The organism is Petroclostridium sp. X23, assembly GCF_030013905.1.
In the GTDB taxonomy this organism is placed as follows: Bacteria; Bacillota; Clostridia; order SK-Y3; family SK-Y3; genus X23.
Window position 1 is genome coordinate 3,042,703 of sequence record NZ_CP124862.1, and the last position, 13,052, is coordinate 3,055,754.

The 13,052-nt window shown below is 39.8% G+C and carries 12 protein-coding genes; 1 reads left to right on the forward strand and 11 read right to left on the reverse strand.

All coding sequences use genetic code 11. The annotated features are described in order from the left end of the window. Positions 1-36: 36 nt before the first annotated feature. From QKW49_RS14430 to QKW49_RS14480, 11 genes are all read right to left on the reverse strand, one after another. Positions 37-1,008, reverse strand: a complete 972-nt coding sequence (locus QKW49_RS14430) for an alpha-ketoacid dehydrogenase subunit beta (RefSeq protein ID WP_282863359.1) — start codon at positions 1,006-1,008, stop codon at positions 37-39. Continuing rightward, positions 1,005-1,994 (reverse strand): pyruvate dehydrogenase (acetyl-transferring) E1 component subunit alpha, encoded by a 990-nt coding sequence (pdhA, locus tag QKW49_RS14435; RefSeq protein ID WP_282868152.1) that lies wholly within the window; start codon positions 1,992-1,994, stop codon positions 1,005-1,007. Before pdhA ends, QKW49_RS14430 begins: the two co-directional genes overlap by 4 nt. Before the next feature lie 18 nt (positions 1,995-2,012). Next, positions 2,013-2,363, reverse strand: a complete 351-nt coding sequence (locus QKW49_RS14440) for a Lin0512 family protein (RefSeq protein ID WP_282863360.1) — start codon at positions 2,361-2,363, stop codon at positions 2,013-2,015. A gap of 23 nt (positions 2,364-2,386) precedes the next feature. Then, on the reverse strand, positions 2,387-2,689 hold the full coding sequence (locus QKW49_RS14445; protein WP_282868153.1) for a DUF6506 family protein: 303 nt from the start codon (positions 2,687-2,689) through the stop codon (positions 2,387-2,389). Positions 2,690-2,975: 286 nt separating this feature from the next. Continuing rightward, positions 2,976-3,833 carry a lipoyl synthase gene (lipA, locus tag QKW49_RS14450; protein WP_282863361.1) on the reverse strand — a complete coding sequence of 286 codons (858 nt, stop codon included), beginning with the start codon at positions 3,831-3,833 and terminating at the stop codon, positions 2,976-2,978. Further along, positions 3,811-4,512 (reverse strand): lipoyl(octanoyl) transferase LipB, encoded by a 702-nt coding sequence (lipB, locus tag QKW49_RS14455; RefSeq protein WP_282868154.1) that lies wholly within the window; start codon positions 4,510-4,512, stop codon positions 3,811-3,813. Before lipB ends, lipA begins: the two co-directional genes overlap by 23 nt. A gap of 50 nt (positions 4,513-4,562) precedes the next feature. Continuing rightward, positions 4,563-6,557 carry a sodium-translocating pyrophosphatase gene (locus QKW49_RS14460; protein WP_282863363.1) on the reverse strand — a complete coding sequence of 665 codons (1,995 nt, stop codon included), beginning with the start codon at positions 6,555-6,557 and terminating at the stop codon, positions 4,563-4,565. Positions 6,558-6,732: 175 nt separating this feature from the next. Beyond that, positions 6,733-7,218 carry a DUF1097 domain-containing protein gene (locus QKW49_RS14465; protein ID WP_282863364.1) on the reverse strand — a complete coding sequence of 162 codons (486 nt, stop codon included), beginning with the start codon at positions 7,216-7,218 and terminating at the stop codon, positions 6,733-6,735. 173 nt (positions 7,219-7,391) lie between these two features. Then, entirely contained in the window at positions 7,392-8,618 is a 1,227-nt protein-coding gene (locus QKW49_RS14470) for an acetate kinase (protein WP_282863365.1), read from the reverse strand. Between the two features lie 213 nt (positions 8,619-8,831). Beyond that, on the reverse strand, positions 8,832-10,781 hold the full coding sequence (locus QKW49_RS14475) for a sigma-54-dependent Fis family transcriptional regulator (RefSeq protein ID WP_282863367.1): 1,950 nt from the start codon (positions 10,779-10,781) through the stop codon (positions 8,832-8,834). Between the two features lie 248 nt (positions 10,782-11,029). Then, positions 11,030-11,740, reverse strand: a complete 711-nt coding sequence (locus tag QKW49_RS14480; protein WP_282863369.1) for a zinc dependent phospholipase C family protein — start codon at positions 11,738-11,740, stop codon at positions 11,030-11,032. Positions 11,741-11,958: 218 nt separating this feature from the next. Between QKW49_RS14480 and QKW49_RS14485 the strand changes: the two genes are divergently transcribed. Further along, a complete protein-coding gene (locus tag QKW49_RS14485; RefSeq protein ID WP_282863370.1) occupies positions 11,959-12,933 on the forward strand; it encodes a calcium/sodium antiporter in 975 nt (324 codons plus the stop codon). Positions 12,934-13,052 lie beyond the last annotated feature (119 nt).

Sequence of the window (13,052 nt, forward strand, 5' to 3'; positions counted from 1 at the left end):
AGAGACCAGTCAAGTGTCTCTTAAGTGCTGTATACATTAAAATAAACCTTTAATAGCAGTGATAATATCCGATGCATTCGGAAGCACATAATCTTCAAGAGTAGGACTGAATGGGATCGGAGTATTTAATGCTCCCACTCTTACGATAGGGGCATCACATTCAAAGAAATATTCTTCTGCAATAAGTGCAGAGATTTCTCCACCGAAACCACCTCTTTTACACTCTTCTGTCACAATAACCGCTTTATGTGTTTTTGAGATAGAGTTGAAAATGGTCTCTTTATCCAAAGGATATAAGGATCTTAAATCGATGACTTCTACACTGACCCCTTCTTTGGCAAGTGCTTCTGCCGCACTCAGCGAATCATATACTTGCTTTCCATAGGTGATTACCGTAACATCCGTTCCTTCTTTCTTTATTTTCGCTTTACCGAAAGGAATTGGGTCAACAGTGTCTGCAACATCATTTTTCATTGCATACAAAGCCTTATGTTCCAGATACATAACCGGATTATCATCTTCAATCGCTGTAAGCATAAGTCCGATCGCATCTTCAGCATTAGATGGGTATACTACTTTCAGGCCGGGTATATGTGTAAGCCATGCTTCCAAAGATTGAGAATGCTGTGCAGCCGCACGTACGCCTCCGCCTCCCGGCAAACGTACAACCATAGGCAGTGTGATTTTACCTCCGAACATATATCTCATTTTCGCTGCTTGGTTCACCAATTGATCCATACCTACAGTCAAGAAGTCAACAAACATGAGCTCTGCAACAGGTCTTAATCCCGCACCGGCAGATCCTACTGCAGCACCAATGATAACTCCTTCCGAGAGAGGTGTATCCTTTACCCTTTTTTCTCCGAATTCATCATACAGTCCTGCTGTTACACCGAAGCATCCTCCGAATAACCCTACATCTTCTCCCATGATAAATACATTCGGGTCTTGCTTCATTTTTATTTGCAATCCTTCTTTAATCCCTTGTGCATATGTCATTTTTCTCATCTAACACGTACCTCCTCTACGATGTCGGTATAAATATCCTCAACAGCAGATTCATATGACGGATCTTTACTCTGCATTGCGAAATCTATTGCCTCATCAATCCAAGTATCCACTTCGGCCTGAAGCTCGGAAAGTTGTTTTTCTGTCATAACGCCATTTTCAAGCATATGTTTTTCCAATCTTGGAATAGGATCTTTCTTCTTCCATTCTTCAACTTCTTCATTGGTTCTGTAAGGAGTGGGGTCTCCTTCAAAGTGACCGCGATATCTATAAGTCTTACATTCGATCAACGTAGGTCCTTGGCCTTGTCTTGCTCTTTTAACAGCTTCATTCGCTGCTTCGTACACGGCAAATATATCATTGCCGTCTACTGTGATGCCCGGCATATTATAAGCTACCGCACGGATGGAGATATCGGTAATTGCTTGATGTTTTGCTTGGCTGGTAGAAATACCGTATCCGTTATTTTCGCACATAAAAATAACTGGAAGTTTCCAAACGCTTGCCATATTCATCGCTTCATGGAATGTACTTTGGTTGGTTGATGCGTCTCCGAAGAAACATACGCAAACCTGGTCTGTTCCCTTATATTGCGCAGCCAATGCGGCACCTACCGCAATATTATGTCCGGCTCCTACAATCCCGTTGGCACCCAAAATTCCTTTTGTAGCGTCAGCAATATGCATTGATCCGCCTTTACCTTTGCAGTACCCGCTTTCTTTTCCAAAAAGTTCTGCCATCATATATTTGAGGTCTCCGCCTTTAGCCAATATGTGACCATGACCTCTGTGTGTACTTGTAATATAATCATCGTCGGTTAAATTCGCACAGGCTCCGGTCGCAACCGCCTCTTCACCGATATATAAGTGAACAAATCCAGGGATTTTTCCCTCTGCAAAAAGATTCATTGCTTTTGTTTCAAACTTTCTGATTTTAAGCATTTGTGTATACATTTCAATAATTGCTTTATTTGATATTTTCAAAATGTTCCCTCCTCACTTTTTTCACTTCACACATACTTCTATACATGCCACCGCTATTTCAATACTATTATCCTTGTCCCCGAACCGCGGAAAGTAAAGTCCGGGAACTTTCAGTCCCCCGTCTACAGCTTTAATACTTTTTTGGCCTACCGGCAAACATTCTTTTATTCTCTGTTCATCGATTTCCTCAGGTCTTGAAACGGCAACCGTGACATTCACAATGACATTTTCATCAATGCTGTCTTCCTGAAGATTTACTACCTCGTTCAGTCCGATAAGACAGCTCTTTGATATAGCATCTTTCACAGCCTTTTCCGCTGCCTTGTTGACATCCTGTCCATGGAAGTCCGCCCCAACACCTATTTCAATCACATAGCGCTTAATAAAATCGCCCCCTAAAACAAATCATCTCCACTTTTGTGATCTAATCCCGGATGGCTATCAAACCGCACAACTCCAACCTTTGCTTTGCCTTCCACAGCCTCGCATACTTTTGCAACTCCCTTGTGTCCGAAACCGCCACACAGCTCTATGGCCGTAACCCCTCCCTCAACCAGTTTTTTTGCTTGTTCTGCTGCAGACCGGTATGAATCCACGCCTACGGTGATTAAGTGTACCGCTTCTGTTTCCACTACCGCTTGGTGCAGTTCCGGCTGCGCATTTGGTGCAAGAAATATAAATGCCGCCTTCAAAGCTATAAGAACCCCTCCTTTTAATTTATTGGCATGCCTTACATTTATATATTAAGCAAATATTATGCCAAAATCGGAGACTAAGTCTTTTTATCATATGCCTTGCATGCAAATAGCCGAATAAAAAAGCAACTACGGTAAATACATGAAGACTAAATTATTTTTTGAATCATATATTTTGCAGCTTTTTTCCTATCGGATAGTTTCATTTTGACAAAGTAGTCTCAAGACAGTCTCATTTTGACACTAGATATTTGCAAATTTTAAATTCTATCATCCACTACAACCTCATTCATCCGATTGTCAGCTTCTCCATGCCGATGGCTGCATTATATGAGCTTCGGACAAAGGGACCCGCCGCTACATACTTGAATCCTTTCTGTAAAGCAGCATTCCTCAGTTCATCAAATACACTGTCGGTAACATATTCATACAGCGCAACGTGCCGGGAAGATGGTTGAAGATATTGGCCGACAGTTAGGATATCACAACAAACATTAAGCAAATCATCCATGACTGTTAAGACCTCTTCTCTTTTTTCTCCCAATCCCACCATAATGCCCGACTTCAGAAATATTTTGTCATCCATCTGCTTTACTTGCTTAAATAGTTCCAGCGATCTTTGGTAATCTGCTTGAGGACGTACTTTGCTATAAAGCGACGGGACTGTTTCAACATTATGGTTTATGATTTCCGGACGGGCACGTGCAATAGTCTCCAATGCCTTCCAATTGCCCTGCAAGTCCGGAATAAGTACTTCAACTGTAGCATGGGGGTTTAATTCTCTTATGCGGCAAATGGTTTCAGCAAAACAAGAGGCCCCACCATCTTCCAAATCATCTCTGGTAACTGATGTGACAACAATATGCTTTAACCCGAGATTTTGGCTTGCTTTCGCCACATTCAGCGGTTCTTCCTCATCTACCATCGTTGGGCTTCCTTTCTTAACAGCACAAAATGTACATCCTCTTGTACATATTTCTCCAAGGATCATAAAGGTAGCGGTTTTGTTGGAAAAACACTCGGCTACATTAGGACATTGCGCCCCTTCACATACGGTATGTAAAGACATACTTCTAAGAAGTGCATCCATTTCAGTGATACTTCGCCAGTCCGATACCCTCTTTCTAACTTTTGATGTATTCAACATTACTTCTCCCCTTAAAATGATCTAGTGTAACTTCGTTCAACTCTATGTCCAGCACCGAACTGAATCTTTCTTGTACATGCCGTATAACGTCATCATCATTTACTTCTGCAATATAATCATCCAAAGAAGCGATTCCGAATTCTGTAATACCGCAGGGATTAATCATTGTAAAATACTTCTTTTGCACTTGTATATTAAATGCAAAGCCATGCATTGTAATCCACTTCTTCATTCCTACACCAATAGCCGCTATCTTTTTATCTCCTATCCATACTCCAACATATTTCGGCTTCCTTCCCGCTGTAATCCCGTATGCTTTAAGGGTCTGAATAATTACCTCTTCTAACTGGTTTATGTACCATCGCGTGTCTTTCTTTAAGTAATTCAAATTGAGAATAGGATACGCAACCAGCTGCCCCGGCCCGTGGTAGGTAATATTCCCCCCTCTTCTTGTTTCAAATACTGTTATGCCAAGCCGCTCCAGCTGTTGTTTGGACATCAACAGATTATCCTGTCCCCCTTGGGTACCAACCGTAAATACATGCTTATGCTGCAGCAGCAGTATGATTCCTTGTGTTTGCTCCTGATGAACCAGTTGAAATGCTTTTTCTTGTAGTTCCAGTCCTTCTTTGTAGTCTACTAATGCATTTATTTTTACTAATTGACATTTCACTTTCATCATCCTTCCATAAATTAACGCATTGTACTACCCCTCTCAAAGCATCAGCGTTAAAACAATCCTCCGAATTTCAGGATCAACGGCCCGAAAACAAGGGACACAATGGTCATAAGCTTAATCAATATGTTGATGGACGGGCCTGCGGTATCTTTAAAAGGATCTCCTACCGTATCGCCTACTACAGCCGCCTTATGGGCATCACTGCCTTTATGGCTGTGTTTCCCTTCTTCAATATATTTTTTAGCATTATCCCAGGCACCCCCTGCGTTTGCCATCATAATGGCCAGCAGTACTCCGGTCACAAGGGCTCCGGCCAACAGTCCGCCTAATGCTTCCGCTCCCAGTATGAAGCCTGCGGCTAACGGTGCCGCTACGGCTAACAGTCCCGGCAGCAGCATTTCTTTTAATGCAGCTTTGGTACTGATGTCTACGCATTTGGTGTACTCGGGTTTTGCTTTTCCTTCCAATATTCCGTCAATCTCTCTAAACTGCCTTCTTACTTCTTCACACATCTGAAATGCCGCTTTTCCGACAGACTCCATGGTCATTGCGGAAAATAGAAACGGCAGCATTCCGCCCAACAGCAATCCGATGACTACCAGCGGATTCATGATGTCAATTTTCTGTAAACCCACAGCTTGGGAATAAGAAGCAAATAAAGCCAATGCCGTTAATGCCGCAGAACCGATGGCAAATCCTTTTCCTATGGCGGCTGTGGTATTCCCTACCGAATCCAGTTTGTCGGTAATCTTACGTACCTCTTTTGGCAGCTCCGACATTTCGGCTATACCGCCGGCATTATCGGCAATAGGTCCGTATGCGTCCACCGCCACCGTAATCCCTGCCGTGGAAAGCATGCCTACCGCTGCCAGGGCGATGCCGTATAACCCCATAAATTTAAATGCGACCAGAATCCCTGCCGAGATTAATAATAACGGCCACATTGTCGAATACATACCTACTGCCAGTCCGCTGATAATGGTGGTAGCGGCTCCGGTATCCGATTGTTTTGCGATCTTTATGACATGCTTGTAGTCTCCCGAGGTATATATCTCAGTAACCTTTCCGATCCCTATTCCTGTCACCAATCCCGAGGCGATTGCCCAAAACGCATTTAAGTCACCAAATATATGCCTGCTTAATAAAAAAGCAATCACAATCAATACAGCCCCGCTTATATATGTCCCTCTTTCTAACGCTTTTGCCGGATTAGCACTTTTGCTTCCCTGAACCAACAATATTCCGATGATGGAAGCTGCAACTCCTCCCGAAGCCATGAGAAGGGGAAATATCACCCCATTTACAGGATCGATTTGGGGAATGGCTACGGCCAGCGTCATGGCGGATATAATGGAACCTACATAAGATTCGAATAAATCCGCTCCCATCCCTGCTACATCCCCTACGTTATCCCCTACATTATCGGCGATGACAGCCGGGTTTCTCGGATCATCTTCAGGAATATTAGCTTCTATTTTCCCTACCAGATCGGCGCCTACATCCGCCGCTTTGGTATAAATACCGCCGCCGACACGCCCGAAAAGCGCAATGGACGATGCACCCAATCCAAATCCCGTAATCATCTGAATCTGTTCTTGCCCAAGAAAGATATAAAGAATGCCTATGCCTAATACGCCTAATCCCGCTACCGACATTCCCATGACCGCTCCGCCTTTAAAAGCAACTCCGAGGGCCTTATTCATCCCTCCCTGCCGGGCCGCGTTTGCTGTTCTGACATTGGCTTTGGTGGCTACTTTCATACCAAAGAAACCTGCCAGCGCAGAGAAAAAAGCTCCCAACAAGAAACAGTGCGCAGTAGTCCAACCTATTCCCAAACCTAAAATAACATATAAAATACCGGTAAAAATCATCAGTGCTTTATACTGCCTCGATAAAAAGGCCATGGCTCCTTGTTGAATATACATGGATATTTCTTTCATTCTTTCTGTACCGATATCCAGCTTATTAATGGTTATCGAAAGGAAATAAGCAAACAACAGTGCTGTAATCCCCAGCATCGGAGCAGTAACATAATAATAGTTCATCAATAATCCCCCTGTATAATTGATATATTGTAATCTTTATATTTATTGCTTGTATACTTGCTATCCCTCAAAAAAGAAATATACTTCTCTCCTAACTTTACAGATAAATTTTAAGCTTTTTCTATAATACCCATCCCATTAAATTATTTTGTTACAAGACCAAATATCTCTTATTTTATAGTGCACTTTCGGTACTTTCCTGCACCGGTTCTTGCTTGGCCATTAATATTCCGATTTTTTCGGAGATATATCCCAATATGGCTCCGCATACTAATGCAATTAGCGTAGCTTTCAAATCAAAATTGCTGCCGAAATAGCTTGCACATCCTATAAATTGTCCGGGAATGAATTGATATAAAGAGAAGTTTCCCAGTAAAACCATTATAAAGACTATAACAGCTACAGCCACCCCTAGTCCTACTGCTTGCCCTAACGAAGCGGATACAAGATTACCGATTTGTAAGATCGCATACCCCCATAATACTCCGGTAATGTTTGTGACCAGCGTATATTTTACTCCTGCCATCTTTCCGCCAACCGCATAAAAAGTAGCCCAAGATAAAAACCCAATCCAAGCAACCAAGCCATAGGATATACTTGCAGTTGTCCACAATCCAGCTAATATCCCTACGCTTATTCCCAACGCCGTTAATAATTTCATATTTTTTCCTCCTATAAACTATACTTTTTTATTACTAAATCACGTTATCTATATTTCTCTGTTAGGAATGGATACTGTAAAAAGCTTAAAACCTGTTAATAACATAGGGCAGAAACAGTGCTTCCTACTTGAGAGATAGCAAGTTTGGTACACTTTAGTATATATAAGAATCCTTATACTGCTGCTAAGCCTGCACAATGCTTTTGATTTAAAAGCAATGCTTTTGTCTCCCTGGCAATTGCCAATTCTTCATCTGTTGGAATCATCATTGTACATACCTGTGATTCTTGTCTAGAAATAATCTGTGCATCAGTACAATATCGATTTTTTTCTTTGTCTATCTCCACCCCCAATGATTTTAGGTTAGTACAAATATCTTGTCTGACGATGTATGAGTTTTGTCCTAATCCGGCAGTGAAGATCAATGCATCCATTCCATCCATCGCCATTGCATATTGAGCAATATACTTCGAAACAGAATAGCTAAATACCTCCATGGTCAGATTCGCTTGCGGGTCATTCTTAATTTGTGCGTTCTCAATATCTCTAAAATCATTTGAAATGCCTGATAGTCCAAAAACCCCCGACTGTTTATTTAAAACATCTTCTAATTCTTCAACAGTCAAGTTTTCTTTCTTCATCAAATATGCTGCTATGGCGGGATCAATATCTCCACACCTTGTTCCCATGACCAACCCGGCTAAGGGCGTAAATCCCATGCTTGTATCCACTGATTGCCCATTTTTGATTGCACAGACGCTTGCACCATTCCCCAAATGACAAGAAACGGTTTTGAGGTTATCCAAGGGTCTCCCCAGTATTTCTGCTGCCCTAGCCGCAACATATTTATGTGAAATCCCATGAAATCCATATTTCCTGATTTTATATTTTTCATATAGTTTATAAGGAATTCCATACAAGTAGGCATATGCCGGTATGGTTTGGTGAAAAGCCGTATCAAATACACCTACCATAGGAATATCCGGCATTAGTTCCTCACAAGCTTTTATTCCCATCAAATTTGCCGGATTATGCAGTGGTGCCAACTCTGTGCAAATATTAATAACTTCTTTTACTTTTCCGTCAATGATTACCGATTGACTGATATACTCTCCGCCATGTACAATTCTGTGCCCAATACCTTTAATGGCATCAATACTGTTTACAACGCCGTATTTTTCATGACTAAGTGCCCTCAATACCATTTCTACCGCGGATTTATGGTCAGGTATAAATTTTTCCCAAACAACAGCCCCCTGATGATACGGCGTGTATTTAAATCTCCCTCCCTTTGTTCCGATTCTTTCACAGAGGCCTTTTGCCAATACTTTTTCTTCGTCCATATCAAGCAATTGATACTTAACGGAAGAACTTCCACAGTTAATCACTAAAATTTTCACTTTACCCCTCCATTTTTTATACCTTAATATAAGCTGCTTATTCCGCTATTGATATAATCAAGCAATATTTATGCCAAAAAATTTTTCTTATAAATTCATGCATACAGGCGAATATACCGTATTTTAAAACTTCAATTCTACTGATACCAAAAAAAGATTCCCAAAATAAAACGACATCGTTTTATTTTGGGAATCTTTTTTAATATGGGTTAATTAAAGTACTCTTAAAATATTGGCTTGCGTATTGATTTCATACTCCTTAATCTTTCGATAGATTGTAGACTTACTAATATTCAAAATATCTGCTGCCGCAAGTACATTCCCATCGGAAGAAATCAGCGCATTTATAATACTCTCCTTCTCAATCTGCTGAAATGTCTTATTTTGATATGACACTCCACGTTCTTGAGCACTGCTTGTGTATATCTGAGGAAGAAGCGTATCATCTATACAGTTATCCTCACATAGATAATATGCTCTCTGGATAATATTTTGGAGCTCTCTTATATTTCCTTTCCATTCGAACGTACAGATTTTTTCCAAAAATGAATCATCAAAATATTTTGACTCATATGGATTCTCTTCATTTAGACCCTTTAGAAAAAATTTCGCCAATTCAATAATATCTCCTGCACGTTCTCTTAACGGCATCAATTTAAAATCTATTACATTTAACCGATAGTATAAATCCCTGCGGAACGTTTTTTCCATTACTTCTTCATAAAGGTCTCTATTTGTAGCCGCAATTACCCGAACATCCAGTTCTCTTTCATATGTCCCCCCGATTCTGCGGACCTTATGGTTATCCAACACTCTTAGAAGTTTCGCCTGTATCTCCAAAGGAATTTCACCTATTTCATCCAGGAATATGGTTCCTCCATTGGCAAGCTCAAATTTCCCCGGCTTCCCTTCTTTTAGCGCTCCCGTAAATGCGCCCTTCTCATAACCGAAGAGTTCACTTTCTACCAGCTCTTTGGGTAAGGTCGCACAATTGATTGCAATAAAGGGTCCTTTTGCCCGTGGACTCGCATTATGAATAGATTGTGCAAAAAGCTCTTTCCCCGTTCCGCTTTCACCCTCAATCAATACGGCACAATTGGTTTTTGCGATTTTTTTTGCCGAAGATATGATAGAAAGCATTTTAAAATCTTTTGTTACAATATTTTCAAATGAATAATTGGCTTTAAATCCAACAATCTTGTTTACTTCTTTTCTAACCTGCATGGCCTCTCTGATGACTAGGACTGCACCCATTACACCCTCATTAAATTCGATTGGAGATATATTCAACAAACAATCCACGCGGTTATTAGGAATGCATAAGCTATAATCGGTATATCTTATCTGCTTTCTTTGTTTAAAGATAGCATCTTCTATATCCGTGTCCTTTAACATCTCTCTAATATCTAACTTATATATGTCCTCTACATCCATTTTGAAGATCTCCGGAATCTTGTTATTGATTCTTTTAATTTTGTAATCGTTTCCAATTACAATGAGTCCATCCAATATAGAATCAAATGCCGTATTCATCAATTTATGAGATTCTATAATCGATAACTGTTTCTCGATGTTTTTTACCGATGCTACTACAATTCCGAACGTATGCGTATGCACATCTTCCACGTTACCGGATAGATCCAGGCAACCTATGATTTTTCCATTGCTGTCATGTATCGGGGCTGCAGAACAAGTCCATCCATGGTGTTCGATACAATAATGTTCTGCCCCTATAACCTGCACCGGTTGGTCAATGGCCAGGCAGGTACCTATGGCATTATTTCCTACGTTTTTTTCGTCCCATCTTGTTCCTGTGACAAAATTCAAGCGTCTATGCTTGGCCTTTAGTCCTTCATTCTCAATGATATCCAGTAAAATACTGTCCTGATCCGTCAACACAACACTATAACTCGTATCTTTAATTATTTCATATATATTATCCATAACCGGTTTTGCGACTGCCAGCAGTTCTCTTTTTTCTCTTAAACGTATATCAAGTTCTTGTTGGGAAATGACATTGCCGGCTCCGCCATAAGGATTAACATTTAATCTTTTACACCTTTCCCATGATTTTACTATTCCAGGTTTTAACTCTTCACTAATTGAATCACCTCGAACATATCTTTCCCAAGCCCTTTTATATTTTTCAATTTCATCTAACATTATTTTCCCCCCTTTTCTATTTTTGATTTGAAATTTGTGTAAGTATATAAAAATTAAGATAAATACGGCATTTGAACTACAGTGGTTGCATTGTGCGGCAGAATATATAATTGGAAAGTCTCAGAGCGGACGGACAGGCAGCAATGAAAATTAGCACTATTATATAATTATATTCTACAAAAAACAAAATAATCCTTCCGGTTTATTGTAATTTTTTAATATATTTTATCCGTCGAGTGCTTGATCTCCTAAACATTTCTTCTGCCTGCGTCACGGTAAAACATTAGAAAACACCCCGCAGTTGTTTTCTCTGCAAGCGGAAGCGCATATTTGGTAATACGAAAATATCTCTCGGTATCTTCCGGCACACAGTGAAACTTTTTATAAACCTTTATAGCAATTTTCCCATTGTACCTGATAAATTCCTCTATGCTATCAAGGTTTATGACTCCCTCGGTTGCTTTAAATAATTCTATCTCATTATACGTTTTCTGCACAAAGACTTCATATTGATGATGATTATCCATCAGCCGGATATTCGCGTGCTGGGGTATGGTCATATCCTGAATAAGATGTGCTGCTGCGCCCAAATAAAACATTGCCTTTGCATTATCTCCCTCATCCCAATAGTCTTTTGACTTCTGATAATACTTTTGTGCAAGAGATAGGGCATTCCGATGTCCATACAAACCACGTTCCTTTAACGGGCTAAAAAAATGTCCGATACTTTTAAAATCCTGATCAGCCCATACTGCTCCTTTATTTAAATCATATATATAATCCGAGAAAAAATGGTATGCATCCTCATATCCATCATTTTTTATGATTTCAAGCGCTTGAAAATTAATAAACATGTGTACTTTACACTGCGTTTTAATGATTGCTTTCTTAAACGGATTAATAAGCATAAGGGTAAATCTAAATAGATTCCCATAGGTTTTTTCTATCACACTCATCATTATCACCTGCTTAACGGCTCTGCTTTAAAAATTTTACCCAGACCTTAAACCCGGAGCCTGTATTTTATAGAAACCAATACTTACTGTTCTACAACAATTATTGCGACAATAATGTATAGTATATCCGTTATAAAGTATTATAATTATCTTCTAATTATGAAAATTTGCACATAGGATAATATAGTATTTGCAATTTTAATAAAAAGGAATGATACACAATGAACACACTACCATATATCCTTTTTGCTATCGGCCTCATTTTTATTGTCAAAGGAGGAGATTGGTTTATTGAGTCCGCTTCATGGATTGCAAAAATTACCGGTATTCCGGAAGTACTCATTGGAGCGACAATCGTCAGTCTGGGAACTACCTTGCCTGAATTGATGGTCTCTTCTACCTCTGCAATACAAGGCCACGGCGAGATGGCCATCGGTAACGCGATCGGTTCAACCATCTGTAATATCGGCCTCATTCTTGGATTGAGCAATTTGATATCACCTTCAAGGATTAGCTCCAGAACCTATAATATTAAGGCAGTATTAATGGTTTTATATTGTATTATCTTTCTTATTATATCTCTTGATGGTAAAATAAGTGGAATAGACTCCTCTATCCTCTTGACATGCCTGCTTTTTTATATCATATTAAATTATTTAGAAGTATATAATTTGGATACATTATTATCTAAAAAATCCCACAGACGTACTAATAAAAGTAATATTGTCTCTATTACCGTAAAAGAGCTTTCAATAAATATGCTTCAGTTTTTTTTGGGAAGCGGCTTAGTATTTTTCGGAGCTCAGCTTGTAGTGAAATACGGAGTTATTATCGCCGCTCTGCTGAAAGTACCTGACATGTTCATAAGCTTGACAGCCATCGCTTTAGGTACTTCTCTGCCGGAACTGGTTACCTCTGTTACTGCTCTGATTAAAGGCCATAGAAATTTATCGGTTGGAAATATTATAGGTGCAAATATCCTGAATATCAGTATGGTTTTAGGCGTATCTTCATTATTCACCCCTATTGATATCCCTATACAAACCCTACGGTTGGATATTCCCTTTTCATTATTGCTTATGCTGACACTTGTCATACCATCCATATTAACATGGAAAATCAAGCGCCTTCATGCATCCATTTTGCTGATACAATATATTGCATACCTCTCAATTCTAACCTATCTATTTCTGTAAAATATCTCAGGCGGATATCATATCTGCCTGGAGATGCAAACATTTGAGCCTGTTTATGCAATAATACTAAAACAATTGTCATTTCCTGCATTTTCATGGTATAATTTTTCATATATTGC

What these genes read in the sequence shown, in the direction of transcription:
- QKW49_RS14430 (WP_282863359.1), bottom strand. Translation starts at nt 1,008, where the DNA reads ATGAGAAAAATGACATATGCACAAGGGATTAAAGAAGGATTGCAAATA.
- lipA (WP_282863361.1), bottom strand. Translation starts at nt 3,833, where the DNA reads ATGTTGAATACATCAAAAGTTAGAAAGAGGGTATCGGACTGGCGAAGT.
- lipB (WP_282868154.1), bottom strand. Translation starts at nt 4,512, where the DNA reads ATGAAAGTGAAATGTCAATTAGTAAAAATAAATGCATTAGTAGACTAC.
- QKW49_RS14460 (WP_282863363.1), bottom strand. Translation starts at nt 6,557, where the DNA reads ATGAACTATTATTATGTTACTGCTCCGATGCTGGGGATTACAGCACTG.
- QKW49_RS14465 (WP_282863364.1), bottom strand. Translation starts at nt 7,218, where the DNA reads ATGAAATTATTAACGGCGTTGGGAATAAGCGTAGGGATATTAGCTGGA.
- QKW49_RS14475 (WP_282863367.1), bottom strand. Translation starts at nt 10,781, where the DNA reads ATGTTAGATGAAATTGAAAAATATAAAAGGGCTTGGGAAAGATATGTT.
- QKW49_RS14480 (WP_282863369.1), bottom strand. Translation starts at nt 11,740, where the DNA reads ATGATGAGTGTGATAGAAAAAACCTATGGGAATCTATTTAGATTTACC.
- QKW49_RS14485 (WP_282863370.1), top strand. Translation starts at nt 11,959, where the DNA reads ATGAACACACTACCATATATCCTTTTTGCTATCGGCCTCATTTTTATT.